Here is a 25,973-nt window from a genome sequence, read left to right as displayed (position 1 = left end):
AGATCAGAAAAATGGTTTAATAAAGGCTATTTGTCTCTTTAACTTTTATTTTTATAATCGATTCTATTGTTTTCGGTATCTGTTTGGTAATTATGATTAATTGTTCGACTTTCAGGAAATAAAAAAAAAGAGTAATTGACCAAGTTTAGAGGTATTTACAAAAATAAGTTATAATGATAAGTCCTAAAACGTGGAAAGAATTGAAGGAAAAACAAGTCCAATTCGACCGCCTTATTGTCCAAAAAAGTCCCACCGAATTAAAGTGAGTTTCTTACTTCAATGCTAAAAGGTTAAAATTAGCCCTTTTGGTGGAAGTCGGCGAATTTGCTAATGAAATAAAATCTTTTAAAGCATGGCAGAAGAAACAAGAAATAGATTGACAAAAGGCCAAAGAGGAATTAATTGATTGTCTAGGCTATTTTTTAGGTTTAGTTGGTATTTATCAAGTAGATATGTTTCCTTCTCTTAGTGTAAAGTATGAAAGGAAAGATTTGCCTTTTAATAAGTTGCTTTTAGACTTTTTTATTGAAACTAATAACTTGTATATAAAAGAAAATGAAGAATTTTATAATTTAGAAAATATTGAAATTAAAGATAAAGACAAAAAAAATACTTATTATGAGTGATTAAAAACTTTTAATAGAATATGCGAAAAACTACAAATTGACGAACCAGCATTATTAAACATTTATTCAGAAAAGAATAAAATTAATTTAGAAAGAGTTAATGCTAAATAATTAGAAAAGCAAAAATAATATATTATGGTAACAATAAAGGAATATTTAGAAGTACAAGAATATTTAGATAAGGAGTATCCGACAAAGGAGAAACGGGCGAAAGTGGAGGAGATTTATATTCATGGTATTAAAGATAAACTAAAAAAAGAAAGTATAGAATTAGAACCGATTAAGGAAATAGATTTAAGTGATTATGTTGGTTTAACTATTTTAGATCTTCAACTGAATGAATTAATCAGCATTAACTTAACTAGGGACACCGCCTTAACTACTTTAAATCTTGGCTATAACCAATTAACTTCCGTAGACTTCTTAAACGCTTTATCTTATCCTGAAAAGTTAAGATCTTTGGTGGTCTCTAACAACAAAATCCACCTAACGAAGATATTAGATTAAAAAATATTCTCTAAGAGTTTGAAAAAAATTATTTAAAACTTAATCAGGGAAAACAACAAAAAGAAGTCCAAACATTACAAGAGCAGTTAAATAAATTAACTACTAAAAAATAAAAAAGTAATTTTTAGGGTATCGTCTAATGGTAGGACAACAGCCTTTGACGCTGTCAATGTTGGTTCAATTCCAGCTACCCTAGCCAAAAAGAGAAGCACATGAATAACAAAGAATTACTTTTTTTAGTAGTCATTAGTAATATAATTAGTTTGAAAGTGATATCTTTGCATTTGGTAAATAAGAATTATAAGTGATTTCCAAGTTGGCTATTTTGCATTAGAAGTGTATTTATCGTTTTTATCCTTAATCTTATTCTCCTATTAGTTTGGATTTTAGGTTTTGAATTAAAAAATTAGAAATATGAGCAAAAAAGAAGAATTGGCGAAGCGGTTAATTACGAAAGCTGGCCAAAAATCTCAAGGATTTAAGTTATTTATATGAAGTGTAGTACTCGGTATTTTAAATTTTCTACTCGATGGTTTATACAATGCTTTTCTAATGTTATCACAAAGAGGCGATTTGGGACAAAAAGGAAAAAACATCCTTAATTTTTTACAGACCAATTTTTTTATTCTCTTTATCGTTTGGCTTCTGTTGTGACTAGTAACGATAATTTTGTTAATTCATGGTTTGTCAAAATGATTGAACGCTCACAGTGATATTGAAAAAATTAAATTAGAATTGGAAACATTAAAACAAAAGTCCTGTTAGCTCAATGGTAGAGCACCTCCCTTTTAAGGAGGTTGTCGGAGGATCAGTACCTCCACAGGACACCAGAAGCGGGGGTAGCCCAGTTGGCAGAGGCGTCAGACTTAGGATCTGAAGGTCGAGGGTTCGAATCCCTCTTCCCGTACCATAACCAATGTATTCATATAGTAAATACGAATTTGGAAAAAAGAGTCATTAATAAAAATTGTAAAATAGATAATAATAAGGACACAATAGTAAATAATAAGCACATATGCCAAGAAACAAAAAAAAAATCTCCCGAGTTAAAGGTTCTCACGAAAGACCACGAGTAACTTTTAGCGAGTCTAATCGCTACTTACGAGTTCAAGCTATAGATGATACAATAGGTAATACTCTTGCCTCTGCTACTACAGAAAATTTAAATAAAGAAGGTAATAATTATTCTCGTTCTTTCAAAAACGCTATTTATGCAAAAAAATTGGGAGAAATGCTTGCAAAAGAGTTGAAAAAAAAAGGGAAAATTAAGATCGTCTTTGATTGCAACTCTCGTCCTTATCATGGTAAAATTAAGATTTTTTGTGAAACAATGCGTCAGTTAGGTATTAATTTTTAGTTACAAATGGAAACAGAAAAAAAATATAACAATAGTTTAAAAAGCAAAGGAATGAGAAGAAATGTTTCTTCTCATTACCATCTGCAAAAAGCAATATTGAGGGTTAATAGGCCAGTAAAAGTAACTAAAGGTGGTAGAAGATTTAGTTTTACTTATTTAGTTTTGGTAAAAGATGAAAATACAAAAGCTATTGCCTATGCTCATGAAAAAGGCAAAGAATCAATAATAGCTTTACAAAAAGCTTACAAAATAGCACAAAAAAAATTAATTACTTATTTTCCTATATCACGCCGAACTATTCCCCGCCAAATATTAGTAAAAGGTGGGGCAACCAAAATTTTTTTGAAACCCTCTTCGCCTGGAAGTGGTATCAAAGCTGGTGGGATACTTAACACATTGTTCAAATATTTAGAAATTAAAGATGTAAGTGCCAAAATAATTGGTTCGCGTAATAAACTAAATGTCATTAGAGTTGCCTTTTTAGCTTTAGATAAATTGACCGGCAAAAAATATGACTATTAATAATGATTAATAAATTTATCTGTTATAGATATGATCGAATTCTCAAAAAACCTAGCAAGTTTGCTGATTCTTCTTCTGCATCGCTCAACACTTTGTAACACATAGCTTTTATTTCCTTCATGAGGGTTTTTTTACTATTTTCACTACTAGATAACAGACTAATAAAACAATAATAGCAAATAATGATCCATACAATAAGTTTTTTGTCAAACTATCATTATTATTTTTTAACAGATTTTTTTTTTCTTTAGCTATAGTTGCTTTTACCTTGGCAATATCTGTAGACACTCGGTTTTTTATTGTTTCAATCTGGTCTTGCTCTCCGGCTAAGTTAATTTCATTAACAAAATTTTGGTTTTCAGGGGCTAATTTTGTTATTAGATTGCTTAAATCTTTACTTTTATCTAGTGCTTTTAATTCTTTCTCAATAAGTTTAATGTTTAATTTTTTTAAATTAGTTAATAAAACCGACGTTTCTTGATTAGATAAATCTATTTGTTTATTAACTAAATCATTTATTTTTTGAGAATAGTCTAAATAAATTGGTTTGTTGTGATAGGTTTTGATATCATTAATTAATTTTGCTAGTTTCACAGAGTCATTTTCCTTCTGAGCTTGTTTAATTAGAGGAGCTAGTTCATCTTTTTCTATTTCAATAAAATCATCTTTTTCAAATAGTTTTTTATTTTCTTCCTTGGCAAAACCAGATCTGAGTTTAAGAACTGTTTCTTTTAACAAGTTTATGTCTACTTCATAGACTTTAATACTTGTAAACCCTCTTTCAATTTCTCCACCACGCACTACGATTTCTTCCTCTTTTTCATCAGAAAATTCATCAGAAAAGATGCCAACTAAGCGTTTATCATTAAGAGAATATTTAAGCTGAGTTCATCCGTTTTTAAAAGCTTTCTGAGCTTGTTTGGGATTATTTTTGTAAGCTTCTTTTCAGGCTTTTTTTGTTCTCTGATGAATTTGTATTCTTTCTTCTATAGACTTTTCCTTTAACCTTGTCAATTCGTCAGATACTAAAGTGACTTTTCTTTCATCAAGATCTTTATTAATAAGCAAAGAACAAATAATGTCTTCAATTTCTTCTGATTGGTAGTCAATTAGTTTTTCAGTAACTTTATCTCAATATTCTCGATAATCTTCACCACCAATCTTAGATAAATGTTTAAAAGAAAAAGAATATTCTTGGCAATCACCATTTATTTTTCTTAAGTGAAATTCTTTAATTTCTGTAAAAAGTTTATTTCATAATAATTCTTCTTTTGGTGAATTTTTAACTTCTTCATTTTTCCCCTTATTCTTCATATTGTTTTTTTTGTTTAGATCTTTTATTTCCTTAACAATATTTAGTAAATTTTCTAAATCATTTTCTTCAGATATCTTTGTATTATAATCATACTTTAAAATAGTTTTTTTATCTATTTTTTCTAATCCTTTTACTATTTCTTCTTTTATTTTCTCGACCGCCAGGGGAAAATATTCCTTATCGTCTTCAAGAATTACTATTTTTATCTTAACACTATCTTCTGATACTTTTTCTATTATCCCTATGTCCTCCGTCTGCTTGATATCTAATTCAACCAATTTGTTAACTTCTTCAATGAATAAATCAAGTTTTTTAATTTTTTCGCTTTTTTCTTTCTCAGAACTTTCGCTTATGTTTTCGATACTTTTAATATATTGAGAAGCACTTTCGAGGTCGGTGGTTAATTTGGTGGCTAATCCGTCTAATTCTTTGTCTATTAAATTATGAAATTCTTTTCACCGGCGTTTTTTTTCAGTTTCATATGACTCAAAATAATTATTAAAAAATTTTTTTCTTTTTTCTTTTTTTGCTAATTCATACAAAGCATTTAAAAAACTTAAAAATTTTTGAAACTCTCATAGTTCCTCTATTTCAAGTTTAGAAAATTCTTCGCTTTCAACAATTTTTTCTCTCTCGTTTTCAGTCAGACAGTTTTTTACGCCACGGTGATTTGCTTTGTTTAGTTTGTATCCACTAAATTTTTCAGTCTTTTCATCATCAGCAATTTTTCAAGTAATTTCATCGAGAACAAATTTTGAAACAATGAGTTTAACTAAAAATTTTTTTCTCTGCTCAAAAGTTTCGTAGTTTTTGCTTGAAGTTATAAAAGTTTGGTGACTTTCACTTCTTTCTGTAATAATTTTTTGACGATATAAATAATTCCGCAAAGCCGCTCCGTTTGGGTGAAGAATATCAGTATCACCTAACCCCTCTTTGGTAAATCCGGTCTCAGCACAAAGTTTTTCGTTACTTAAACTCCAAAGAAATTCAGCTTTTTCTTGCTGAAAATTTTCATATGATTTTTTCTTTTCTGCAATAATTTCAGACTGCTTTTTTGGTTCACTAATTAATAAATTAATTTTTTCTGCTTCTGGTTGAGAGTTAGGAAATCAACTTTCTAACTCTCTAAAAATCTTTACTTCTTTTAAGGTTGCGACTTGGCTTTCTTCGTTGTAGTCTATCTCTTGGAATTCAAGAAGAATCGGTTCATGATGATCGCGAGCCTTTCTTAACAAAGAGTGGTTATTAATATCGTCAAAAAATTCATTTTCGTTTTCACTAACTTCAAGTTGAAGTATCTTTCGTTTGCCCTGTATTTCTTTTATCCCATGAAATTCGACCATTACTCCTCTTATTCCATTGAAGTTTTTGGGAGTAATTTTTTTCTCTTTTGCCGAAAATTCCGCTATTTTTATTGCTAAATAAATTTTATTATTTATCATATTTCTTATATTTTTAATAAACACTTAATAGGCATGTTTATTTGTTTCGTATTGCTTACATCAAGAAACGCTTTTTGTTAGATAAAGTAACTAATTAGTAAATATTCATGAATGATGATTAGTTTTCTTTCTAGACCCTTCTAATTTTCTAAAGTTACTTTGAGTCATTTTTCTTTTGTTTGCCAAAATATCACTTGACTTACTCACTCATCCCAATATTCAGTAACCCGTCAACAGGAATCCGATCACAATCAAGATTTTAGTAACATTTCTGGATCATTTCCTTATTTTTTGCTTAGTTTTAGATTTAGAGGTATTCTCGTTCTGTATTCTTCAGTACCTATAATGTTGCTTACAATATAAATCTCGAGTTTTTGGTATTTCCTGAAAGCATTGATTGCATAACATAGTTTATTATATCGTAAATTTTAGCGAAGAAACCCTTTCCTATGTTTATTAAGTGTTGTATAGAGATATGCTTTAGAGTACAGAAATGACAATATCATTATCACCAACAAGACGCTTTTTTAAATTTTTTTGCGCTGGTCTAATTGTACGATGTTTTGATTATATTTCATATTCAGTTTTTTTAGCCTAATATCAGAGATTGATTAATTTATTTTTACTTGTAGTAAAGACCAAGTATCATAAAGTGATATATATATATTACAATATCAGAAATTATTTATAGTATCATAAAAGTTAAAAAGTTCTTGTTTAACAAGGTTTTACAACAAAATTAAACTATAAAGAATTATTGATAGCATAATATATAAATACATAGAAAATAGATTAAAAACCTATTTTTTTTAATCACCAAGTCAACTCGCAAAGTATTATGACCTTAATAAAGGATAAAGTTTTATAAAAAACCTAAATTAATTTTTTAACTTTTTAGAAGAAGAATTTTTTTATTTGAAATCAAAAGATAAAGTTATTAAACAAAATGATTGATTTCGTCATTTTTTGTTTGCTTCTTTAACATATAAATTTTCAGCAGATTCAAATTGTTTACTTTCTGTCTGAAGAAGATCGTTTAATTCAAGTTTATATTTAAGAATTTGCAGATCTCTTTCTAACAGCATTTTTAAGCAGTCCTCGTTTTGACAAGTAGAACGGTTAGCAAGTTCATTATTCGGCGAAACATTCTTATTAAAAAATAAAAAAAAATTTATAATTCAAGTTGTGTTCGTTTGCTTTAATCTACATTATCTAACATAATACTAGTGGGATATTCTTACTTTTGTTGGTTCAGAGATTTCTGAAACTGTAGAATATGAATTTACGTCATCATCTTCGTCAACTTCCTTATTGTCGCTGTTGAAGAGTGACGATAAAATTTTGTCTTTTTCCCACTGATTTATTAAGTCAGGAGTAAAATGTTTTTCAGGTTCCTATGTATGTAAAACAATACTTTTGTCAGATTATTCTAATGATGTTGTTTATTTTATTTGAATCAAAAAATTACCCAAGTCGGATCCCACGGAAGACCATTTTCATCTTCTCCTTCCCATTGAGCTAGATAATAAATTTTATTTTGTAGAACCTTTTCTGCTAAGATACGTTTAACTTTCCAATAATAGTTATTCATAAATGCTGCGTAGTTTTTTTCTCGTCTTATTATCTGGATTTCAACGATTATTTATATGAATATAGAAATGTAAAAACTATGATTTCTTGTCCTAGCTGATTTTCTTGAATTCCCCTCATACTACTTTATTTTTAATTAGATAGATTGATATAAAAATTACACTTTGTGTGAATATTAGTAATAAGTAATACAAACTTGTCGTAGAAAGAGGCATAATAGTTTTAGTGAGAGTTTTGATGATAATATAAAAGTGAATTAAGAAAACAATAATACACTATTGTTTTCAATATCACGCGTTATTTTTTTCCTCTTTAAGTCTCAGTTAGGCCTTAGAAAAAGTTCTTTTTTTTGTCATGAATTAACTTAAAACTTAATTTCTAATTAAGTTTAATAAAAAATCTAACCTATTATCGTAACAATAGATACAATTGTTATGTTTAGAAGCAAAAAAACAATACTTAAATAATATTTGATTGTTAATGCTTTCTGATAATATAAAGCTGCTTTTTTAAAACAAAGGGGAAATGAGATGTAATTTAGCTTTTTTGTTTTTAGTACGAAGTTTTACATTTATCAAATTGGATATTAAAATTATAAAATGATTGAGATAATATTTGTAAACATCATTTTTAAAAACTATAAACAGTTATTTGTTAAAAAAGCTACTTTTTAACAATTTATATCTAATTTCTTACCGCCATGAAATTTCAACTTTTTTTCACTTTCTCGATCTTTTTGACTTTACTATTATGTGTCTCTGCTGAAAAAAAAGGTAAGATTAAATAATTAAATATTGTTATTAATAGTTACTGTATTTTGTCTTATACCATTTTATTTACTAATCGTAATGTGTCTTTTTTTTCTGATAAGTTTTAAAAACATGGGCAAATAACATTTCTTTCAACCGAGTGAAAGTACGTGCTTGCAGTTGTTCACCACAAAACAATCCTCCTGACCAAATCGTCTGTAAAGACGGAAGTGAATTTTCGTGTCCTAAAGAACTACCAATATGTCTAGATGTTGGCGTTTCCCTCGTTTGCAGTCCAGATGAATAAAAAGTAGTAAAAATTTTCATTAATTTCCTAAACCTAAAAGTTAAATAAGTAAGTTGTAAACGAAAAAAAAACTAGTATTAGTTATCTATTAAACTTTGTTTTTATTATTTTGTTTTTTAAATCTTAAAAGATATTTTTAGTTCTTTCTTTGTAATTGTTTCTAGTTTATTTTTCTAATCAGTTAGCAGTAAAAATTACAAAAATAAAAAAATCTTAATAATATTATTAGTATATTGGAAATTTTCTCTTTCTTTGTTTTTTAATACTTCCTAGTTTCATCAATTTTGTGCAAAACAAATGTTGTTTCCTTTGAAAATTATAATAACGAAGAACTAATTATCATAAATTTGAAAAAAATCCAACATGATCGTCAACACTTAAAAAGTGAAAGATCAAAACTTAAAATTAGAGATATATTATACAAGAAACAGATATTTAAAGCCAATGAATTCTATTCCTTTAAGCAAAAAAACTCTTCTTACAGGAAAAAAAAGCAGCTCACAGGATCAGTTATAGTGAAATCAATAAGAAAACTGTTTAAGTAGTCTAACGAAATTATGCTGTAAACATTTATTGCAACAACTAATTAAGTGATTTTTTTTGTGTGACTTTTGCTTCTGTCCAAATAATAACTTAACACTTGGATATCAGTTGGATTTATTCCTGCTATCCGCATAGCTATCCCTAGTGTGGCAGGCTTTATTTTAGTTAATTTTTCCTGAGCTTCTTTGGATAAATTGTTTACTTGAAAGTAGTCAATATCAGAAGGCAATGACATTTTTTCGCATTCTTTCATTTGAGCAGCTTCTTTATTTTGTCTTCAAATATAGCCTCCTTTTTCGTCTTTTCCGTATTTTACATTGACTTCCACTTCTCGTTGCTCGTCTCAATTTAGTTTGGCAATTTCTGGTATTCATGGAAAAAACTGCGATAAGGAGATTTTAGGATTTTTTAGCAAATTATATCCATTTATTACTTTATTTGTCTTCCGCTGACTAGTATCGAATTGCGGAAAATTTCGAGCAAAATCATGGTCAAACTTAAGGTTAATGATTAAATTTTTTAACTTTTGAGTAATTTCTTCTTGAATTTTTTGTTTTTCTTGAAATAGGTTTCATTGTTCCTCGCTTAGTAATCATAATTGTGGATAATCATTGTGGATAATCGGCCAAAGACGAGTATAAACATTATCGTGTCTTAATAATGAGCGATATTCGGCTCGCGAAGTTAAGAGTCGATAAGGGTCAGAGACTCCTTTAATTAAATCGTCAATTAATACTCCAATGTAAGCTTGGTCACGGGTGAGAACTAATGGCGCTTTTTTTTTTAACTTAAGACTGGCATTTATTCCGGCAATTATTCCCTGTCCTGCTGCTTCTTCATAGCCAGTAGTGCCGTTGATTTGACCTGCCGTGAAAAGACCGTCAATTAGCTTGGTTTCTAAATTAATTTTTAATTGAATGGAGTCAATTACATCATACTCGATAGCATAACCTCATTTTTTTACTACGGCTTTTTCTAAACCCGGTAAAGTTTTTAAAATTTCGGCTTGGATTTCGCTCGGCAGAGAAGTTGATAATCCTTGAATATAGGTGGTATCTAATTCCTGAGATTCAGGTTCTAAAAATATTTGGTGTTTTTCTTTATCAGCAAATCGATAAATCTTATCTTCAATGCTGGGACAATAAAGTGGCCCAGTGCCAATATTTTCCTTATAAAAAATTGGTGAAAGGTGAGAATTAACACGAATAATTTGATGAGTTTTTTCGTTAGTATAAAGTAGGTAGCAAGGCAATTGTTTTTCAAAGGACAATAACTTTGTGTAATTACTTTGGGAAGAAAATCGGAGGGGTAAATTGGTGCCTGGTTCTACTTTCAAAACAGAAAAATCAATAGTATTAGTTAAAATACGTGGCGAGGTTCCGGTTTTGAAGCGTTTTAATTTAAATCCTAGCTCTTGCAATTGTTGGGAAATATTATTGACTACTTTTTTCTCGCCATCTGGTCCTTCAATTTGGCTTTCTTTTCCTTTATAAGTAATGGGCTGCAAATAAGTGCCAGTAGTCAGAATTACAATGCGAGAGTTAATAACTTCTCCGTTATTTAACTCTACTCCTTGTATATTTTTTTCATTAATTATTAGATTTTTTACTGCCCCTTCGATAACTGTCAAATTTTCTTGTTTGCTGACTACTTTTTGCATATAACGAGCGTAAGCAATCTTATCTGATTGAACTCGTAAAGCCTGAACAGCAGGTCCGCCTGAAGTGTTTAACAATTTGAATTGAAGTGCTGTGGCATCAGCCGCTTTACCCATTTCTCCGCCCAAAGCATCAATCTCTCGCACTACTATTCCTTTAGCTATTCCTCCAACCGAAGGATTACAGGGCATTAGACCAATTTTTTTTTTGTCTAGAGTAATTAAAACTACTTTGTGGCCTAATTTGGCACTAACGAGCGAAGCTTCGATACCAGCGTGCCCACCACCAATAATAATTATATTAAAAGTTTTGTTCATTATTATCATATAAAATTATAAAGCATTTTATTTAGATTATTTTTAACTTTGTTTTTTACAAAAATTTTTTTTGCTCATGTAAACCTGACTTAAAATTAGAGATATATTATACAAGAAACAGATATTTAAAACCAATGAAAAATAAAAAAAGAATTTTGATAATTTCAACCCTTTTTATTTTATTGATATCGATAATAATATTTGTAAATAAAAATTCAAGAAATAATTCTTCTCAAAATTTTCAACAAGATCAACATCTAGCAAAGTCAAAGACTAAAATGGCTTCCAAAATCGAATTAATATTGGAGAACAAAAACATTAAAGTTGATAAACTACTAGAAGAGATAGGAATCGACACTAACATTATTAGTAACTTGAAGGATTATCTGGTTAGTAACAGCGAAATAAACAGTACTAATAGTTTGAAAGATTGAGAGAAAAAAATATTGTCTATCATCAATATTCTTGATAATAAAGATAATAAAGATAATAAAGATGACACGACAAAATACGATTTAAATCAAAATTCAACTTGGGAGACAATTCTTGCCGACATAAGAGAGTTTATGGGTTCAGACAAGACAAAAGCACCTACATTGGAAAAAATAAGGTCGGAAGGAAAAAAGATTGATAAAAAATATGGAGTTAGTAACTTTTGAGATAAAGAAGTTGATTTGAAAGGGGTGCCAAAAAGCAAAATTAGAGAAATAGAAGTCGATGATGTTTTTAAAAGAGAAATAAATGGCGCCAAAGATTTTACATTTAAAGCTAAAATTGAAGGAAAGGAAACTGAAATTGCTTGTTATGCAAACAATGAAAGATGAAAGAACTATGTAGGTTATAAAGCTTTGGGAGATGGCAATTGTTTTTTAAATTCTCTATCTAACTATTTAGAAGGAAAAAACAACGGTAAATATGCTCTTCCATTACGGACTAAAATGTGTCTTGATTTTATGATTAAAGAAGGTTCAGATACAAACCACATTTGAAACAAATTAATGGAAAATATTGATAATTCTCATCCATGGGCAACCAACAAAAGTTGATTGGATGGTGCTGATTTAGTCCATGTTTCTCGTATTTTAAAACGACCTTTGACATTGACTTATAAAACAAATGGTAAAATATATAGTGCTGGAAGAGATGATTATTATATTTCAACTAATAATGTAAACATTGCTTATAGTTTTACTTTTGAGCATGAAGAACCATGATTTATTCATCATTCGGGAGGTAACCACTTTATTACTATTCTTCGACCAGATAATCACCAAGAATTTTTGCTGAAATACACTATGTCCTCAAAAAAGGTAATAAAATGGTTTGGCGGCGTTGTAAATCCTTCTAAAACAAGTGACAATCAAGATGCTTACATTTCTATTCCTTTAAGCAAAAAAACTCTTCTTACAGGAAAAAAAAGCAAGATAAGTATAGTGGATGAGAATTTGCGTGAGGAAATTAAAAATCAGTTGGATGCTTTGAAATTGGAAGATAAAAAAAACATAGTGGTATATTTTGATGTAAGCACAAAACAAGGTAAAGAAAGTTATGAAGATTCAGTGAAACTTTTGGTAGGAGAAAATACAAAGGGCGCAACATTCATTTTAAGAGTTTGAACAGGAGCAGACTTTACAAAAAATTACCGAGGTATACGAATTGACAGTGATGAAATTCATTTAAATTTTTCCGATATTACTGCTAATGAATGGTTAATGCTTGATAAAGATAATAAAGATAATAAAGATAATAAAGATAATAAAGATAATAAAGATAATAAAGATAATAAAGATAATAAAGATAATAAAGATAATAAAGATAATAAAGATAATAAAGATAATAAAGATAATAAAGATAATAAAGATAATAAAGATAATAAAGATAATAAAGATAATAAAAAAATATTGTCATCAAAAGGAACAAAAAAGAGAAAAAAGCCAAAAAGTAATATAAATAGGGCTTTATTAGAAATTAGAAATTATGTAGAAAATAATTCGTTTAAAGCTAAAAACTTGAGAGAGATTAAGTCTTGAGCTGAAGCTAAGTTAAAAGAAACCAAACCGTTGGAAGGTATTAGCTTAGATGGAGCAGACAAAGATACTTTACTAAACTTGCCAGAAGGTAGAGCAATTAAAGAAAAAAAATATTCGGGAGAAGCGTATTATTTAGGAACTGCCAAAGGTTTTTTCGAAAAATACCGAACTGATTATAAAGCTATAAATTCTCTTGGAGATGGAAATTGTGGTCTTAATTCTATAGCTATTTTGTTAACTGGTGATGATAATATTAAGATCCAGGAAGATATAGCTCAAAGGTTGAGATTAGCTGTCTGTTTAAATATAATGATAAAAGAAGAGTGACAAGAAGAGAAAGATGAAGTTGGAGACAAAGGTAAAGTAAATTGAATAAAAGATAAACTTCTTAGGAATTGAGGAATTGAAGACAAAGAAGGAGAATACCCATTGGTAGATAATGTTAAGGCTCTAACAAAAGACCAAGGTCATACTTGAATAGCAACTGATGATTACAATTATATTTCTAAGATAATTTCTCGGCCGATTATCCTACTTTACAAAAAAGAATTTGCTAATCTCAATGAAATCCAAAAGAAAATAAATGCCTATAACGGCAATATTTTTCGAACCCTTATCAATAGTGAAGAAAATTTGACATATAAAAACCCATTTGTATTCTATAATTTAGGAGGAGGTCATTTTGAACCTTTGGTTCAAAAGGAAAATCACAATGAAGGCTGATTTGAATTTTTTCCTACTGGGATTGATATTAATTCTACTGACGCGCCCTTTTACGATAATAGAAGCATTACATTTAATTTTATAGCTGGTTCTTTAATAGCTTATGGTTTTTCTGAAAAAAACAAGAATGATAAAGTTGATAAACTTAAATTGGCAAAAAAAACTAGTATACAAATTTTCTATGACGGAAAGGATAATTTTGAAGTAAGAGATGACCGGTTTGAGGAAATATCTGCTCAGCTTGAAAGGATTAACCGAGTTGGTAAAAAATTTTTAATCGAATTTGGTAAGTTTGAGAATGTTTGTCCAAATGGTGAAGCTATTCATATCAATTGACAACAAATAGTTGACATTTCATTTAAGCAAAATTTATTAGGTCGATTTTCTCCTTTAATTCCTTTTCTAAAAGGAAAAAAACAAGAACCGGAATATCAAGATCCAGAATTAAACATTTCTTCTTTAGGAACTTATGAAGAAGATGAACAAATAAAAGATGGTAAAAAACGCGCTACTCACCAAAAAACAAATAACTTGTTGCCTCGAGGAGCTGCTTTGCTAACTAAATCTTATGTAGAAGAACACAAAGGCAAAAGTAAATTGTTAAAAAGCGGTATTTTTTATATTATTCATGCTGCTACTGGTTCTCATGATGAAATTTATAAACCTTCTGATCATTCTTTAATCACTTCCATTCAAAACTCAATTGTTTTAGCTGAAAGATTAGTCAAAAAAGATGTTGGTATTAAAAAAGCAATAGCTATTCCCCTAGTCGGCGGAGGAATATTTAAAGATTTGATTGGTTTATCCGAAGTAGAAATTGCTGATTTGATTGTCCGAACAACTATTTACCAACGAAGTGATAAAGACTTAGAGATAGTTTTTATAGACTATTGTTCTGATGATAAGGATAATAGATATCTCGAAGGGTCTTTTTTGAGGTTTAAAAATGAATTAAAAAAAGTTGGTAGTACTAACGATTTGCTTAATAAAGTTTCTACAAAATATGGTAAGGGAAATATTCAAGATGGCAACCTTCACAAATGTTCAATAATTATTAATGCCGCTAATGCTGCTGTTAAAATGAGAGGTCAAGCGGGAATAGCTAAGGATATCGGTGATGCTACTGGTAATGTCGAGACAATAGATGACGAGGCTGAAAAATTAATTATCGAATTTAACAAACGGGTATTCAAGACATAAAATATCATGCATATAAATAAAAAACATAAGCTATTGACGCTAGCAGAAGCTTTGAAAAAAATGGTATTTACGTTGACAACACTTAGAACAGAATACACTTTTGCCTAGAATGTTTAGGAAAGAAGTTTTATAATAGGCTAGTAGATTGGCAGAGGAAAAAGTTTAGGGAGTATTTGAGGAGGGGGGGTATGTTTAACAATTCAATTGAGAACTCAATTATTAGACTAACCTAAGCCACAAAAGGAGGCTTTTTTGTGGCTAAAAGAGGACTTTAAATTTGTTAACTTTTCTAAAAAGCCAGATTCATTTTTATAAACGAGATACTGGAATTAGTGTTTTTTTTTTTTTGTAAAAAAGGAGGAGGTTATGATTACTGCTCCTCCTACTATAACTAGTGAAATCGTGGCACTAGTCCTAAAAAGAACATTATTTCCTCATTTATTCCTTAAAAATGGGTCAACTACAAACAAGGCAAGAAGAAAAGAAGGAGTAAATATAAAAATAAGAGGAAAGAAAAACCAAAATACTCATCTTTTATTTTTTTTCATTTACACTTAAATGTATTTGTATTTCATTGGAAGTCTTGAAGAAGATGAAGAGGAACTACTGCTGGAACGAGAAGAGGAACTTGAACTAAATAAATTTCTTTTTGCATCTAATGCTAAAGAACCTTTATCATATATTTCTGTGCCAACTTTGTATCCTTTTTTAAAGCCATCTTCCACACTACTACCTAAGTTTTTTGCTATGCTTTTAGATGCAACTTCACAAACTCCACTACTTATTCCGCTGCAAATCGTTCCCTCTACTATAGACTGATGACTTAGAAAATATTCAGTTGTTCAAAGTCTTTATCAAAAATACTCCGAAACAGGCTTAGATGAAATCAGCAAAATAATCCTCAAATAAACAAAGTATTGGCAATCATTCGCTTTTCTACCTAAATATAGATAATAGAAACTACAAAAATTAAACTGAACAAAAGAATAATAATGTTTAATTCTATTCAGCACTCCCGAATTTTTTCTTATTCTTAGTAACTCAATTAACAATGAAAGTATTGTTTGTTAAACAATAAGGAGAATCTAATTATAAATTAGATCCTTTATCCTTATAAAATCTTTAATCATTTTTGTAATATGATAGGTTTAAAGTTCTTTATACTAGCTAGTTATATTGAAATTCGGATGTATTTAAAGTATTCTTTGCTGCTGTTCTAACTTTTTTATCAAAACCAATCATTGAATAAAAAGTGTTACAAGAAATAAAATATTTTTATGAGTAACAGAGCAGATTATTTGCACTATAAAATAGATAAAAAGATTTAATTTTAAGCGTCTGAAAAATAGTTCAACTGATATTTTTTCTAATCTCTTTTATTATCATGTCGTTTTTTTTCGCCTTTTTTGCTAAGGAATCAGAAAAAAAAGAAACGGTAAATTTAGACGATGTTATTGAAGAAGGATGTTTTAATAGACAACAGAAAGAGGAACTAAATAAAACCAAAAAAGTAAGTTATTTTATTGCTGAATTCTTACGTATACAATTTAATCACATACCAATACTATAAATTTTTGTCTAATTTTCATATAAAGTTTCATTTAGTTGAAACTGATGAAGAAACTGGAGATCAAAAAGCTTTTATTTTTAAAAACAAAAAGAACGGTCAGTTCGAGAAAAAGAGCATTCCATTATCGACTATTGAAGATATAGATTTTTGTGTTTCTAAGGTAGTTAAGGGTCAGTATATAAAATTTTCACAAGGTGGTAAAAAAATAGAGTTGTACTTATAATCATGATTTTAGAATAGTACTGTAAACATTTTTTTGTGTGTTTTTAAGTCTTTACATTTTGTCGCGACTATATGAATAAAATTTGGGTTTCTTGCTTATTTATTGTGTGTCAGCTATTATTTTCTCATGAATAAAGGGTCTATACTAAAAGTTTTTAATAGGGTAATTAACTTAGTTTTAAATGAGCATAAAAGCAAATTAATTATATCAAAGTGAATAGATATCTAAGCTACTTAATTTGCATGCATGTTTACATCATATCTTATTAAGGCGTAAGCCTTATAACCTTATTTATATTAGACTAAAATTATCTAAAAGTTATACATAAATAGTTAAATATTTTTTAGACTTCAGACTAAATATTTATTAAAAACAAAAAAAATAAAGCAAAAACGACTGATTTATATAGAAATATTCTCTCTTTCAAGCTCTCTATTAAAATAGTCGGAACGGCGAGACTCGAACTCACGATCCCCTGGTCCTAACCAAGCACCTTGCCATTAGGCCACTTTCCGTTGCTATATTTATTTATTTTTTGGCAACTTTTCTTCCAAAATTTTTTTAAGACTTAATACTGAGTCTTCGATTGAAGCAGTGCCGCGAGGAAAAAGGATTAATTCTATATTCTTTTCTTCACAATATTTTTTGCTGGCTTCCAGAAGAAATTTTTGCGTTTCAAAATTTTTTAAAAATTCTTCCTCATTATCAGTTGAACGACCTCGTTCTTTTAAAGAACTAAGTCAATTTTCTTTATTATTCATCTCAAAAAAAATAACAATATCAGCATCTGGAAGTATGTCTTTGTCAATTGCTGCAATTTCTTTCATTACTGGAAGATAGCGGTCCGAAGGAGAAAGCAACCATCGCATACAGAATTTATTAATGTAATAATGGAGGAGTTTATCGTAATAAGTATCAATTAAGATAGTTTCTCCTTCTTCACTCAGTTTTTGAGCTTCAATTAGCATCGGGACACGAATAGAACGAAATCACATTAGCATCGAAAAACTACCATAGGTTTTTCAATCTTTTGCCGCATCGGCTCATTTTTCTTCTTCTGGTTCAGCAAAACATTTTACATTTAGCAAACTGGCCAGTTTTTTAACTGTGCTTGATTTTCCCGAGCCAGGGATGCCAACGAATACAATTAACATAATTTATATTTTAACTTATTTGTTAACTGAGAAATATTCTTATCTATCTTGATCTTGAAAAGCCTTTTTAACTCTTTGGGCTACATCTTGGAGAACTTGAGAATAAATGCCTTGGAGATTAGGATTAGTTTCTTTCAGACTAGGTAAGGAATTTTGTTGATGGGTATAACTTACTCTCTTTTGTTCTTTTTCGTATTTGTCTCTTTCCACTTTCTCCAAATTCAAATTTCTTAACAAAGTCTTCGTAATTTATTGAATCACAAACATTTTTAGAGACTAAGTATTTTTTAAATTCTTTGTAAAATTATTGCAAGTTTTTAACTTTTAACATTCTTTTTTAATGGTTAATTTCTGACAAGTATCATTTTTTATGCTTACAATTTTAATAATTACACGCGGGTAAATACATACAAAAGATAAAAACTTAGGAAAAATAAACAAAAAGATACTAAAAAAAATAAAATAGTTGAAGACCAAGAACAGAAAAAACTTGGCTATCAAGGGGAAAGATATAACTATTTTAGGAAAGAAAAAAGATAAAAAAAATTATTGTTTATAAATTATGAGAACCTTTTTCCAACTTATCGCGGTAAACTAAAAATCGTTTTAGAAAATAAATAAAAAAAGAGAGACAAGTTAATAAAGAAAAGAGAGAAACATAAACAAGATAATTTGGAGCATTCGTTCTTATTGAGTAAAAAAATAGAAAACAAAAAGGATAAAAAGAAAAAGAAAAAAATTAGATCTTCTATCATATCTACGTATTAAAACACGAACTAATTTCATCTTTTTCTTACCTACTTTCTTTTTCATAATAATTATTTTTTACAGAAAGTTAAGGGTAGTGAACATTTTGTGCGTGGAGCTTTTAAACCAGTTCCTGCTGTTACTAACGATGTTGCTCCTGGTTTAAAAAGAGTCATGCCTACTTCCTCTAATTCTTCATCGTCAGTAGCTTTACCAACAACTGCTACTGTTCCCCCTACTAATGTCGTGGAAGCTGCCATAGCAAATCCTGCTGGCGGACATACAAGAGAGGTAGTTACTATCGTTATTCCAATACCAATTTCAGCAATATCGCTCCAAAAACCCATGTTGTTTTTAAAAGTATTAAAAAAAAGATAAGATAGAGATTTAAACCTAAACAAAACAAAGACAATATTAGCAAAAAAATAATTCAAAAAGACAAAAGTTAAAATAAATTCTTAACTCACTTTTATTCGTAAAAAAAACTTAATCAAACTTATTTTTTGACCGCACAAGGTGAAGAAAAAAGCAAATTAAAGTTATCTTTTTATAAGAAAAAAACATCACTGATATTGCAAAGATTATCTATCATTAATTAACAACAGAGTAAAAGCAAAGATCTCTGATTTGGTTAAATTCTTTGTCTTTATGTAATCTCTGTCTATCGCTGACAATCGCAAACCTTAACTATTTTTACTCTTGTTCTATATTTAAGAAAATTTAAACAAAATATTTTATTTATTCACACGAAAACACAAACAAGCCTCAAAAAATCATTATTTTGTTGCTTAAACAAACTTAATTCTTATTCTTTAAGAAGTTGAAAGATAAAGAATGATTAGTCTATAAAATCATCCTCAAATAAGTGTAGAACCTTATAGAATAAAGATGTACTTAAGAATAGAGATTTCCCAAGAAAAATCTTAATTAGTTTTAAATTGATTGATTTATTTGTCTTATTTGTCTGATAGTAAAAAGTTTGTTTTATCTTGCTAGGAAGAAATCTTTTCTATTTTTGCTAAAAAAGTTTTGTTTTCACCTGAGATTCTATCATAATCTTCAAAAAAATGCTTTGTATTTGTATATAAAAGATGCAATATGGTAACAAAAGCATGTTTTGTATTTTTATGGTTAGAACATGCGAACTATCTTTTTAATAGTACTTAATTTCAGAAATCCAATAATCATTGGTTCTATTCATTCATATTTTCTGTTAGTTCGGAATCTTACTTATTTTATCTTTATGAAATCTGTATCAAATTTAGAAATTAACAAAGCGTATGAAATTCATTCTGAACAATAGGTAAATCATAATTTGTAAAATTATAACTATTTTGTGAACAAAGTTCTTAAAAGTTTTATTTATTCATACTATTTTAATACATAAATAAGAAAAAACAAAAAGCGAAAAGAAAATAAAAAACAAATAATTAAAAACTAAAAACAGAAAAAAAACTAATCCAAGGATGGGAATTAGAAAAAAAATTAAAACAAATTTATAAAACATGACTCAAAAACTAAAAACTCTTAAGAATATTCAAGTTATTGATGGAGCAATAAATTGTCATTATCCTATTTATAGTATCGAAGAAGAATATTTTAATTTAATCTTTCCTAATGGACAAGATATTGAGTTTATTGAGGATTTTTCGAAACGAATAAAAAAGACAGAGAAAAAAGAAGAAAGAAAGAGATGAGACAAAGTTTTCGAAGAGATGTGAAAAAATAGAGTAGATAAAAAGTTAGTAAATGGTATTCACGGAACTTTGTTTTATGATGCAGACTGACATAGAACTATGTATTTAAAAAAAAAGTTCTATCCTGATAAAAAAGAGGTGAATATCATTATTCATTCTTATAACCCCTCAGATAAGAAAAGTAAGAAAAAATCAAACGTTGCCTATTATAATTATAAGATGTCTAGTATCTCGCCGATAGACAAAAACAAAGATCCGGAATTTTTAGGGGTGCATCAAAATGTTTATCCTAAAAAATAAGTTCTGTGTTTTATTCTCACCTTTGTTAAAACTTCTTATTTTCTTCCTCTCCTTACAGTTCCATCTGGAAAAACATTTTCATAATCTCCGTAATGTCCGCTAGGATATTCGACATCCCAGTGAGGACCTCCATGAGAGTTAGGATTATTTGGATTCTCACCAGTAGGAACCCAAACACTGCCATCCTTATGAGGATAGCCTTTGGCTTTGCTTTTATCATTAGGTCTTTTTAGTTCTCCATTCCAGCCTTTTGGAGGTTCCCATTTACGTTCCCAGCCAGGTGCATTGACAGGCGGTTTACCTGGAGCTTTCACTTCACAACGGATCATAGTTTTCACCTCCTCCAACGAAAAACATTCAGTTCTGATATTATATCCTAACTCAAGTAGCTTTTGGTATTCCTCGTCAGTAAGACCATGACCCCACCAATCATAGATAGTCTTTTGTTCTAATGGAAAGCAAGTAGTAATGGAAGAGGAGGAACTGCTTTCTTTCCCCACCATGTCTCTAATTCCTTCAACAGTTTTAACTCCGACATAAGCGGTAGTTGCCACCACGGTTGTCACCACTGCCGCTTCAACGACTTCTTTCACAGCAATCTTTACTAATTCTTGCACAAAGAACTGACCGAGAAATGCCATATTCTAGCAGAGAAAAAAAGAATAATTAGCAAAACAAACAAAAGTTAAGGCATGACAAGAAAAATCAAGCAAACATACTTTTTCTTATTGATAAGGAACTTATAAAAAAATCTTAAAAACTTATATTTTTATGACCGTAGAGGTAAAGAATGAACTAAGGAAAAATATTCTTTTTTTTATAAGAAAGCAACGTAAAAAAAATCATCCATAAGATAGAATAGAGATAAGCCCAAAAAGTTAAATGTTCATCTCCAATATTTTACTTTTCTCGTAAAGGAAATAAACTTAGAAATGCAATCTCTTTATCGGATTATGAGAAATCAGTTAAAGTTTAATTCTGTAGATCATCTTCGGACAATCTAAATTAGTCTAATCATTAACCTAACTAAATTCAAAGTTTAACTATATTTTTTTCTAAACCAGTAAAGCAGTAATAAAACTAAAAGTAGAAAACAATAATTTCTGTTATTCACTAAAATGATTTGTTATTTTTATCTGATTTGTGTCTTTGTAAAAAATGAATAGATAAATAGAACTAATTAATAGCTTATTTTTTACTAGCTACTGATCAATTTAATCTCTAGATCGTGTTTGTTTCCTATTTTGCTAGTGACTCAGATGTCTTCTAAGATTTCTTCGATTTTGGCTAGATAGATATCTCTTCAAAAATCAGAAGAATTTAAATCATTTGATAAATTCATAGATAAAATCAGTTCTTTCGAACTGTCTCTGCGTTCAATATATTTTCCTTGCTTCCGGATTATTTTGCCTAAAAGTAAGTTTAAGGTTTTTAATATTAGCTCCTATATTATTATTACAAAAACTACAGTAATTATCTTACTTAAAAATACTTTTTTTCGAGTCACGAAAATCTTTAGATTTAGTAAACAATTATGTCAAAATTAAACAAAAAAAATTATTCAAAATTAGTTATTATTTCTGCTTCTTCATCATTAATATATATAGTGTGTTCAAAATGAGCATTTAGATGATTATTTTTTGAAACCACTGTTCACTTATCCTTTGAAATTTCGATTTTTGCATCATTGATTTGAACTAATGGTTCGATACAGATGAACATTCCACTCTTGATAATGCCTCCTTTATTAGGTATTTTGTAGTTAGGAATAAAAGGTTCTTGATGAAGTTTTTCCCCAATGCCATGACCACCATATTCTTTAATAGGATGATAACCACGGGTTCGTATGTATTTTTCTAACATTTCGCCAATATCTTGGACAGTAGTCTTGTTAGGTATGATTTTTTGAATCACATAATGTAAACTATTTTTAGTTACACTTAATAAATTTTTTTTTTTTTCATCTCCTTCTCCAACGATAATAGTCAAAGCTGCATCTGCATGATAAGTAATTCCTTTTTCGTTTTTCACGTAGCAAGCTACATCAAACGATACTAAGTCGCCTTCCTGAAATTTTTTCTCATTAGGAATTCCGTGAGTTAACTCACTATTTACTGAAACACAAATAGCAGACGGAAAACTGTCTTTGTAACCCAAACTTGATGAACAAACTTCTTCTTTTTTCATTAATTCGATAGCTAGTTTTTCTAAATGTTTTCCAGAAATATCAGGTCTTATTTCTTCTTTCAATCTTTTTAAAATATTAGCTACCGATTGTCCAACCTTTCTCATTCATTTTAATTTATGTATCTTTTCTGGCATTTTTAACCGTTATAACAAAAATTATTCTTGATCAGTTTAGTAATTACTCTATTTCTCACTTGGATAACAACAACGCTAATCAGTATTTCTAATGATAAAAAATTCTTCTTTTTACGCCCTTTTATTCATTTCTTTCAACAACTTTATATTTGATTTTTGCTTTACCATTATTTTTTGGTAATTTGTCACCAGCTTTTTTTAGCACTTTGTAAGCAACACTTTTAGATACTCCTTTAATTTCGTAGATAATGGTTCCGGACTTCACAACAGCCACTCATTCTTCTATTGAGCCCTTCCCAGAGCCCATTCTTACTCCTACAGATTTTTTTGTTTTTCCTAAATGAGGAAAAACTCTAATTCACATTTTTCCAGTTTTTTTTACGTAAGGACTGATGAATTTTCGCCCAGCTTCAATTTGTCTGTTAGTAATATAAGCTCCTTCTTGAGTCTTCAAACCAAACTCACCGAAACTAACTACTCTGTTTCCTTTAGGATAGCCTTCATAACTATAAGAATGATTATAGCGATATTTAGTTTTTTTAGGTATCAACATTATGTTTATTTTTTTTTTTCAAAATCTTCCTTTATAAACTAGCACTTTAATACCAATTGTTCCAGAGGATAATATAGCTTTATTTCTCCCAACATCAACATTACTATCAATAGTACTAATAGGCATTTTACCGTATGTTTCTTTTCTTTCTCGAGCAATGTCAGATTCATCTAGACGACCTTTGATTTCTATTTTTACTCCTTTGACTTCCTTTTCAAAAGGTAATTTAATTAACACGTTTTTTAGAATTTGACGGGAAGGAAGTCTCATTTTTAATTGTTTAGCAATTATATTGGCTATCGATTGAGCTTGGCTATAAATTCTTTTTACTTCGATTAGATTCACTTGAACATTGATACTACTATCATTAAACACAGTATGTACACCTTTTGCTACCATGTTTAACTTCTCTTTATTTTCTTCTATTAGGAAGCTAATTCCTGGCATGTGAAGATAGATAAAAATACTGTTTTTAGTATACTCAATTTTTAATTGATCAATGTCAGAAAAATGAAAGTTGAGATAATCACGAATCAGCTTGTCTTTTTTTAGATAGTCAACTTGCTCTTTTTTACTTTTAGCAAAAAAATAATTATTTCAGTCTTTATTATAACCTAAGCGGATTGAATAAGGGCTAGATTTTTGCGCCATTTTATGAAGATTTGTATTTATTTGATTATTGATGCAAAATTAATAAATGCTTTATTAGCTTTTTCACTAAACTGTTATTGTTGATTTTATACTCTAACTTTATACATCTATATTTATTATTTTAATATTGATATCAATGATATTTCTTATAATCAGATGTACTTTTCAGAATCGTCCAACTATGTTTTCCGAATCATTTTTTTCAGATTTAGTAAAACAAATTGAGCCGGCGACAACTATTTTTTTTGTTTTGTTAAATTAAATAGCCGAAATGTTTTCCTCGTTAACATTTGCTAGTTTTTTTTAACAAAATTTATTATACATCGTAAATGCTAATGAGAAAGAAATTAAAAAAATTTGTTTTGGTTGGGTTAATTGTTGCTATTTTGGTAATTGTAGCCTTTTTTATTGGAGAAAAATTCACTAAAAATCCTAATACTTTGGAAATTAAAATTGAGGAACTTCAAAATAAATTACAAGAAGCAGAAAACAAATTAACTAACGAAACTAATTCCATCAATCGACAAAAATTACAAGCCAAAATCGACCAATTAACTCGACAATTAACTAATTTAAAAAAAGGGAATGACCTCCTACCAAATAAAAATCATCATCAACTTACGGTTAAATATAACACCAAAGTAGGAGGGAAGCGCGAATATATTGATGTTAATGATCATAAAAAGAGGATTTTAATCGACCATAAAAACAAAATTTTCTCTTTGTCCGCAACTAGTGACTTAATTATTAAAGATAACCAATATAATTTTTCTTTTCATGAAGAAGATGCCACTAAGGGTCCAGGTAATAATAATTGAGTTTTTGAAGCGGATAATGATAAATTTACTTTAACTCCAAAATACTCTCCACCTTCGCAAAATCCAACTCCTAATGAAAAAATAGAAGTTGAAGTTAAACTTGATGGAATTTCGGTTTATAAGTGGAATTATTGAGGATTTGATGATAAATCTGACTGAAATTCTCGTAATCCAAACATGCAACGGCGCTTTTGTATTGCTAAAAATCATCCTTTTTTCAAAGGGAAAAAAATGGAACGCCAAAACTGCCCACCTTTCAAACTCTCTTTTCAAAAAAAAAATATTTCGGGCACAAATAAATGAGGAAATAATTTAGATGAATACTATTTTGATGAAAATAACAATGATTTTACTCTAACACCTTTGGCTAATTGACCAGATGAAACCAACCCAAATAATTCTCCCCCACCGATCGATAATCAAGAAAAAGTAGAACTTGAATATTCTATTTTTTCTATAGAAGGAACAATAAGTTTAGATAGTAAAGTGGCGGGGATTGGTTTTGGTCTCCCCAGTGAATATTATTATCTTTTTAAGCAAACTTCTGATCAAAACTTACCTGATCTGTACTTCTGTACTGAGCATCTAGTGTTTGGTAAAAACACCCGCTGAATGGTTAATCTTTGCAAAATAAAGTTATTAAAAGAAGACCTAGTAAATGGCAAAAATGTTTTTGAGATAGACGATTACGTTGAATTTTTGCATAAATAATTTTAATATACAGAACTTTTTTAGAGTCTACTTTTTGTCCATGCCATAAACAACATATGACAGAAAACAAAGTTTACCAAACTAACAAAAATAAATAAGTTTGTTAACAACAATGAGGTTCTTGTTTTGATAAATAGAAGCAGATTTAGACTGGTATAAAACAATATTGGTAAAAGAATCAAAAGGAGAAGAACAAAAAGAAGAAATAAAGGATTGAAAGAACATTCGCCCCCGACTTTACTTTTCTGAATTACAGAAAGAGTGAGAAAACAAAAAATTTAATTATGAAAAGGCAAATAAATAGAAAAAAAAATAGGTAAGTTTATTCTCCCTTATCTAAT

Annotated in this window: 18 protein-coding genes and 4 tRNA genes; 13 read left to right on the top strand and 9 right to left on the bottom strand. The window is 29.0% G+C overall.

Features of this window, described 5'->3' with window-relative positions:
* Positions 1-173: 173 nt before the first annotated feature.
* From GvMRE_RS11750 to GvMRE_RS11715, 8 genes are all read left to right on the top strand, one after another.
* Complete coding sequence (locus tag GvMRE_RS11750; protein ID WP_147411434.1) at positions 174-737, top strand: dUTP diphosphatase; 564 nt, start codon at positions 174-176, stop codon at positions 735-737.
* 24 nt (positions 738-761) lie between these two features.
* Positions 762-1,133: a leucine-rich repeat domain-containing protein gene (locus GvMRE_RS11745; protein ID WP_147411433.1), complete on the top strand. Its 372-nt coding sequence runs from the start codon at positions 762-764 to the stop codon at positions 1,131-1,133.
* Positions 1,134-1,258: 125 nt separating this feature from the next.
* A tRNA-Gln gene (locus GvMRE_RS11740) sits at positions 1,259-1,332 on the top strand.
* Between the two features lie 215 nt (positions 1,333-1,547).
* Positions 1,548-1,898 carry a hypothetical protein gene (locus GvMRE_RS11735; protein ID WP_147411432.1) on the top strand — a complete coding sequence of 117 codons (351 nt, stop codon included), beginning with the start codon at positions 1,548-1,550 and terminating at the stop codon, positions 1,896-1,898.
* Positions 1,889-1,963 (top strand) — tRNA-Lys (locus GvMRE_RS11730). Before GvMRE_RS11735 ends, GvMRE_RS11730 begins: the two co-directional genes overlap by 10 nt.
* Before the next feature lie 3 nt (positions 1,964-1,966).
* Positions 1,967-2,043: transfer RNA gene (locus tag GvMRE_RS11725), tRNA-Leu, on the top strand.
* A 105-nt stretch (positions 2,044-2,148) separates the two neighbouring features.
* On the top strand, positions 2,149-2,490 hold the full coding sequence (locus GvMRE_RS11720) for a 50S ribosomal protein L18 (RefSeq protein WP_147411431.1): 342 nt from the start codon (positions 2,149-2,151) through the stop codon (positions 2,488-2,490).
* Between the two features lie 6 nt (positions 2,491-2,496).
* A complete protein-coding gene (locus GvMRE_RS11715; protein WP_147411430.1) occupies positions 2,497-3,012 on the top strand; it encodes an uS5 family small ribosomal subunit protein in 516 nt (171 codons plus the stop codon).
* A gap of 108 nt (positions 3,013-3,120) precedes the next feature.
* Here the strand turns inward: GvMRE_RS11715 and GvMRE_RS11710 are convergent, their stop codons facing one another.
* Positions 3,121-5,769 (bottom strand): hypothetical protein, encoded by a 2,649-nt coding sequence (locus tag GvMRE_RS11710; RefSeq protein ID WP_147411429.1) that lies wholly within the window; start codon positions 5,767-5,769, stop codon positions 3,121-3,123.
* A 3,232-nt stretch (positions 5,770-9,001) separates the two neighbouring features.
* Positions 9,002-10,933 (bottom strand): tRNA uridine-5-carboxymethylaminomethyl(34) synthesis enzyme MnmG, encoded by a 1,932-nt coding sequence (gene mnmG / locus GvMRE_RS11705; RefSeq protein WP_147411428.1) that lies wholly within the window; start codon positions 10,931-10,933, stop codon positions 9,002-9,004.
* A 278-nt stretch (positions 10,934-11,211) separates the two neighbouring features.
* Here mnmG and GvMRE_RS11700 point away from each other — a divergent pair, with 278 nt between their 5' ends.
* Positions 11,212-14,886, top strand: coding sequence for an OTU domain-containing protein (locus GvMRE_RS11700; protein ID WP_147411427.1), 3,675 nt, complete (start codon positions 11,212-11,214; stop codon positions 14,884-14,886).
* A gap of 564 nt (positions 14,887-15,450) precedes the next feature.
* Positions 15,451-15,795 carry a hypothetical protein gene (locus GvMRE_RS11690; protein WP_147411425.1) on the top strand — a complete coding sequence of 115 codons (345 nt, stop codon included), beginning with the start codon at positions 15,451-15,453 and terminating at the stop codon, positions 15,793-15,795.
* A gap of 1,328 nt (positions 15,796-17,123) precedes the next feature.
* Here the strand turns inward: GvMRE_RS11690 and GvMRE_RS11685 are convergent.
* The 4 genes from GvMRE_RS11685 to GvMRE_RS11670 all read right to left on the bottom strand — a co-directional run bounded on the left by GvMRE_RS11685 (position 17,124) and on the right by GvMRE_RS11670 (position 18,927).
* Positions 17,124-17,194, bottom strand: a tRNA-OTHER gene (locus tag GvMRE_RS11685).
* Positions 17,195-17,203: 9 nt separating this feature from the next.
* Entirely contained in the window at positions 17,204-17,833 is a 630-nt protein-coding gene (locus GvMRE_RS11680) for an AAA family ATPase (protein WP_147411424.1), read from the bottom strand.
* 39 nt (positions 17,834-17,872) lie between these two features.
* Complete coding sequence (locus GvMRE_RS11675) at positions 17,873-18,052, bottom strand: hypothetical protein (RefSeq protein WP_147411423.1); 180 nt, start codon at positions 18,050-18,052, stop codon at positions 17,873-17,875.
* 599 nt (positions 18,053-18,651) lie between these two features.
* Entirely contained in the window at positions 18,652-18,927 is a 276-nt protein-coding gene (locus tag GvMRE_RS11670) for a hypothetical protein (protein ID WP_147411422.1), read from the bottom strand.
* A 1,158-nt stretch (positions 18,928-20,085) separates the two neighbouring features.
* On the opposite strand from GvMRE_RS11670, the gene GvMRE_RS11665 reads away from it, so the two are divergent.
* Positions 20,086-20,577 (top strand): hypothetical protein, encoded by a 492-nt coding sequence (locus GvMRE_RS11665; protein WP_216361646.1) that lies wholly within the window; start codon positions 20,086-20,088, stop codon positions 20,575-20,577.
* Between the two features lie 35 nt (positions 20,578-20,612).
* Here GvMRE_RS11665 and GvMRE_RS11660 read toward each other — a convergent pair whose 3' ends face one another.
* The 3 genes from GvMRE_RS11660 to rplP all read right to left on the bottom strand — a co-directional run bounded on the left by GvMRE_RS11660 (position 20,613) and on the right by rplP (position 24,103).
* Complete coding sequence (locus tag GvMRE_RS11660) at positions 20,613-21,218, bottom strand: polymorphic toxin type 37 domain-containing protein (protein WP_147411421.1); 606 nt, start codon at positions 21,216-21,218, stop codon at positions 20,613-20,615.
* Between the two features lie 916 nt (positions 21,219-22,134).
* Positions 22,135-22,899: a type I methionyl aminopeptidase gene (gene map / locus GvMRE_RS11655; RefSeq protein ID WP_147411420.1), complete on the bottom strand. Its 765-nt coding sequence runs from the start codon at positions 22,897-22,899 to the stop codon at positions 22,135-22,137.
* 121 nt (positions 22,900-23,020) lie between these two features.
* On the bottom strand, positions 23,021-24,103 hold the full coding sequence (rplP, locus tag GvMRE_RS14570) for a 50S ribosomal protein L16 (RefSeq protein WP_147411419.1): 1,083 nt from the start codon (positions 24,101-24,103) through the stop codon (positions 23,021-23,023).
* Positions 24,104-24,438: 335 nt separating this feature from the next.
* Between rplP and GvMRE_RS11645 the strand changes: the two genes are divergently transcribed.
* Positions 24,439-25,632 carry a hypothetical protein gene (locus GvMRE_RS11645; protein ID WP_147411418.1) on the top strand — a complete coding sequence of 398 codons (1,194 nt, stop codon included), beginning with the start codon at positions 24,439-24,441 and terminating at the stop codon, positions 25,630-25,632.
* Between the two features lie 166 nt (positions 25,633-25,798).
* Complete coding sequence (locus tag GvMRE_RS14005) at positions 25,799-25,936, top strand: hypothetical protein (RefSeq protein ID WP_172575404.1); 138 nt, start codon at positions 25,799-25,801, stop codon at positions 25,934-25,936.
* Positions 25,937-25,973 lie beyond the last annotated feature (37 nt).

The sequence above is a fragment of the endosymbiont GvMRE of Glomus versiforme genome (assembly GCF_003546845.1).
The sequence above is the reverse complement of the archived record's forward strand: the minus strand, read 5'-3'. Positions and strand labels throughout refer to the sequence as shown.